The organism is Roseateles sp. P5_B10 (assembly GCF_056400485.1).
Genome location: NZ_JBFULE010000566.1, coordinates 1 through 3,511 on the forward strand (window position 1 = coordinate 1; position 3,511 = coordinate 3,511).

General features: G+C 65.0%; 4 protein-coding genes. All 4 read left to right on the forward strand.

Annotated elements, in window-relative coordinates; all coding sequences use genetic code 11:
* The coding region (locus AC1DU6_RS23885; protein WP_477860104.1) for an aconitase family protein at nt 1–276 on the forward strand (276 nt) is incomplete at its 5' end.
* A 2-nt stretch (nt 277–278) separates the two neighbouring features.
* The gene (gene leuD / locus AC1DU6_RS23890) at nt 279–926 is read left to right on the forward strand and encodes a 3-isopropylmalate dehydratase small subunit (RefSeq protein WP_477860105.1); all 648 of its coding nucleotides are present in this window, start codon (nt 279–281) and stop codon (nt 924–926) included.
* Nucleotide 927: 1 nt separating this feature from the next.
* Entirely contained in the window at nt 928–2,022 is a 1,095-nt protein-coding gene (gene leuB, locus AC1DU6_RS23895; protein ID WP_477860107.1) for a 3-isopropylmalate dehydrogenase, read from the forward strand.
* Between the two features lie 85 nt (nt 2,023–2,107).
* Nucleotides 2,108–3,220, forward strand: a complete 1,113-nt coding sequence (gene asd / locus AC1DU6_RS23900) for an aspartate-semialdehyde dehydrogenase (protein WP_477860109.1) — start codon at nt 2,108–2,110, stop codon at nt 3,218–3,220.
* Nucleotides 3,221–3,511 lie beyond the last annotated feature (291 nt).

Here is a 3,511-nt window from a genome sequence, read left to right on the forward strand (position 1 = left end):
GTGCCGGGTTCCGGCCTCGTCAAGGCGCAAGCCGAAGCCGAAGGCCTGGACCAGGTCTTCAAGGCCGCCGGCTTCGAGTGGCGAGAGCCGGGCTGCTCCATGTGCCTGGCCATGAACGCCGACCGCCTGGAGCCGGGCGAGCGCTGCGCGTCCACCAGCAACCGCAACTTCGAAGGCCGTCAGGGCGCCGGCGGCCGTACCCATCTGGTCAGCCCGGCGATGGCTGCCGCAGCGGCGATGACCGGCCATTTCGTTGACGTTCGCACGCTGAGCTGACCATGGACAAGTTCACCATCCACAAGGGCCTCGTCGCGCCCATGGACCGCGACAACGTCGATACCGACGCGATCATCCCCAAGCAGTTCCTGAAGTCGATCAAGCGCAGCGGCTTCGGCCCCAACCTGTTCGACGAGTGGCGCTACCTGGACCATGGCGAGCCCGGTCAGGACCCGGCCAGCCGCAAGCCCAACCCCGACTTCGTGCTGAACCTGCCGCGCTATGCCGGCGCCAGCGTGCTGGTCGCGCGCAGCAACTTCGGCTGTGGTTCCAGCCGCGAGCACGCGCCCTGGGCGTTGCAGCAGTACGGCTTCCGCGCCATCCTGGCGCCGAGCTTCGCCGACATCTTCTTCAACAACTGCTTCAAGAACGGCSTGCTGCCCATCGTCCTGCCGGAAAGCGCCATCGCGCGCCTGTTCGACGAGGTCTATGCCTTCCCCGGCTACCAGCTGGTCGTCGACCTGCCGCGCCAGGTGGTGGTCAAGCCCGACGGTGCCGAGCTCCCGTTCGACATCGAGCCCTTCCGTAAGGAGTGCCTGATCGGCGGCCTGGATGAAATCGGCCTGACGCTGCAGCACACCGACAAGATCCGCGCGTTTGAAGCCGCGCGCATCGCCAGCAAACCCTGGCTGAACAACCGAGTGATTTGAGATGAAGAAGATTGCAGTACTGCCGGGCGACGGCATCGGCCCAGAAATCATGGCCGAGGCCGTCAAGGTGCTGAAGGCGCTGGACCTGCCTTTGCAGCTCGACTGGGCCGACGTCGGCGGCAGGGCCTACGAGACCAGCGGCCATCCGCTGCCGCCCGCCACGCTGAAGCTGGCCCAGGAAGCCGACGCCGTGCTGTTCGGTGCGGTCGGCGACTGGAAATACGACAAGCTGGAGCGCTCGCTGCGCCCCGAGCAGGCCATCCTCGGGTTGCGCAAGGCTCTCGGCCTGTTTGCAAACTTTCGACCGGCCATCTGCTACGAGCAGCTCACGCACGCCTCGTCGCTGAAGCCTGAGCTGGTGGCGGGCCTCGACATCCTGCTGATTCGCGAACTGACCGGCGACATCTACTTCGGCCAGCCGCGCGGCCGCCGCACGGCCGTGGACGGCCACTTCCCCGGCGCCGACGAAGCCTTCGACACGATGCGCTATTCGCGCCCCGAGATCGAGCGCATCGCCCACGTTGCCTTCCAGGCCGCCCGCAAGCGCGGCAAGCGCCTGACCAGCGTCGACAAGGCCAATGTGCTGGAGACCTCGCAGTTCTGGAAGGACATCGTCATCGAAGTCCACGCCCAGTACCCCGACGTCGAGCTGGACCACATGTACGTGGACAACGCAGCCATGCAGCTCGTCAAGGCGCCGAAGAAGTTCGACGTCGTCGTGACCGGCAACATGTTCGGCGACATCCTGTCCGATGAAGCCGCGATGCTGACCGGGTCCATCGGCATGCTGCCGTCGGCCTCGTTGGACGCCAACAACAAGGGCCTCTACGAACCCAGCCACGGCAGCGCGCCGGACATCGCAGGCAAGGGCATCGCCAATCCTCTGGCTACAATCCTGTCCGCTGCCATGATGCTCAAGTTCTCCCTCAACCAAGCCGACGCTGCCGCTCGTATCGAGCAGGCCGTGCAGTCGGTGCTGGCCCAGGGCTTGCGCACTGCCGACATCTGGTCCGAAGGCACCTCGAAGGTCACAACCATCGAGATGGGCGACGCAGTCGTCAAAGCCATTACGACCACGAAAACCATCAAGAGCTAAAGCTCCGTCTCGTCTCGCCCCACCAAACCCGGCGAACGAGCCGGGGCCCAAAGTGGATGGGGTTTGGTGAAGCAAAGGAATGATGATGACGACCTTGGTAGGCCTCGTAGGCTGGCGCGGCATGGTGGGCTCGGTGCTCATGGAGCGCATGACCACTGAACGCGATTTCGACCTGATCGAGCCGCTGTTCTTCTCGACGTCCAACGCCGGCGGCGCTGCCCCGGCCCAGGCCAAGAACGAGAAGTCGCTGCAGAACGCCTTCGACATCGAACAGCTCAAGCGCTGCGACATCATCATCACCGCCCAGGGCGGCGACTACACGACCGAGGTCTACCCCAAGCTGCGTGCCGCAGGTTGGGCCGGCCACTGGATCGACGCCGCCTCGACCCTGCGCATGGCCGATGACGCCGTCATCATCCTGGACCCTGTCAACCGCCCGGTCATCGACCAGGCGCTGAGCAACGGCGGCAAGAACTGGATCGGCGGCAACTGCACCGTCAGCTGCATGCTGATGGGCGTGGGCGCGCTGTACAAGGCTGGCCTCGTTGAGTGGATGTCCACCCAGACCTACCAGGCCGCTTCCGGCGGCGGTGCCCAGCACATGCGCGAACTGCTGACCCAGTACGGCACGCTGAACGCTTCGGTCAAGCCGCTGCTGGACGACCCCAAGAGCGCCATCCTCGACATCGACCGCCTGTTGGCCGAGAAGCAGCGCACGCTGTCGCCCCACGAGGTGGCCAACTTTGGCGTGCCGCTGGGCGGCTCGCTGATCCCCTGGATCGACAAGGACCTCGGCAACGGCATGTCCAAGGAAGAGTGGAAGGGCATGGCCGAGACCAACAAGATCCTCGGCTCGGGCGCCATTCCCGTCGACGGCTTCTGCGTCCGCGTCGGCGCCATGCGCTGCCACAGCCAGGCCCTGACCTTCAAGCTGAAGAAGGACGTGCCCCTGGCCGACATCGAGGCCATGATCGCCGCCGACAACGCCTGGGTGAAGGTCGTGCCGAACACGCGCGAAGCCACCATCCGCGACCTGACGCCCGTGGCCGTCACTGGCACGATGACCATCCCCGTCGGCCGCCTGCGCAAGCTGGCCATGGGCCCCGAGTACCTGGGTGCCTTCACCATTGGTGACCAGCTGCTGTGGGGCGCCGCCGAGCCGCTGCGCCGCATGCTGCGCATCCTGCTCGAGCGTTGATAGACCGAACATGCCTTGCGCCCCGCGTGGCGCAAGGCATGATTTGCTTACGGTCTTTTACGGTTTGACCTAGGGTTCACCCGGGCGTCGATATTGGAACGAAGCGACACATCAGGTACCCCTTGAGCATTTCAGCGTATATGCTTGATGCCGTTGTGTTTTTTATTCCAGACTCGACACAGGCTATAACGTGCAGCCCAGCGTGCAAACCAGCGTGCAGACCAGGCTCGTGCCGCGCGTTCTGAAGATCGAGACAGGCGGGGCTTTGTGCCCCGCCTTGTTGCTTTGGGG

Bases quoted from the DNA above. Each gene is read 5' to 3' on its own strand.
- asd (WP_477860109.1), top strand. From the start codon at position 2,108: ATGACGACCTTGGTAGGCCTCGTAGGCTGGCGCGGCATGGTGGGCTCG.
- leuB (WP_477860107.1), top strand. From the start codon at position 928: ATGAAGAAGATTGCAGTACTGCCGGGCGACGGCATCGGCCCAGAAATC.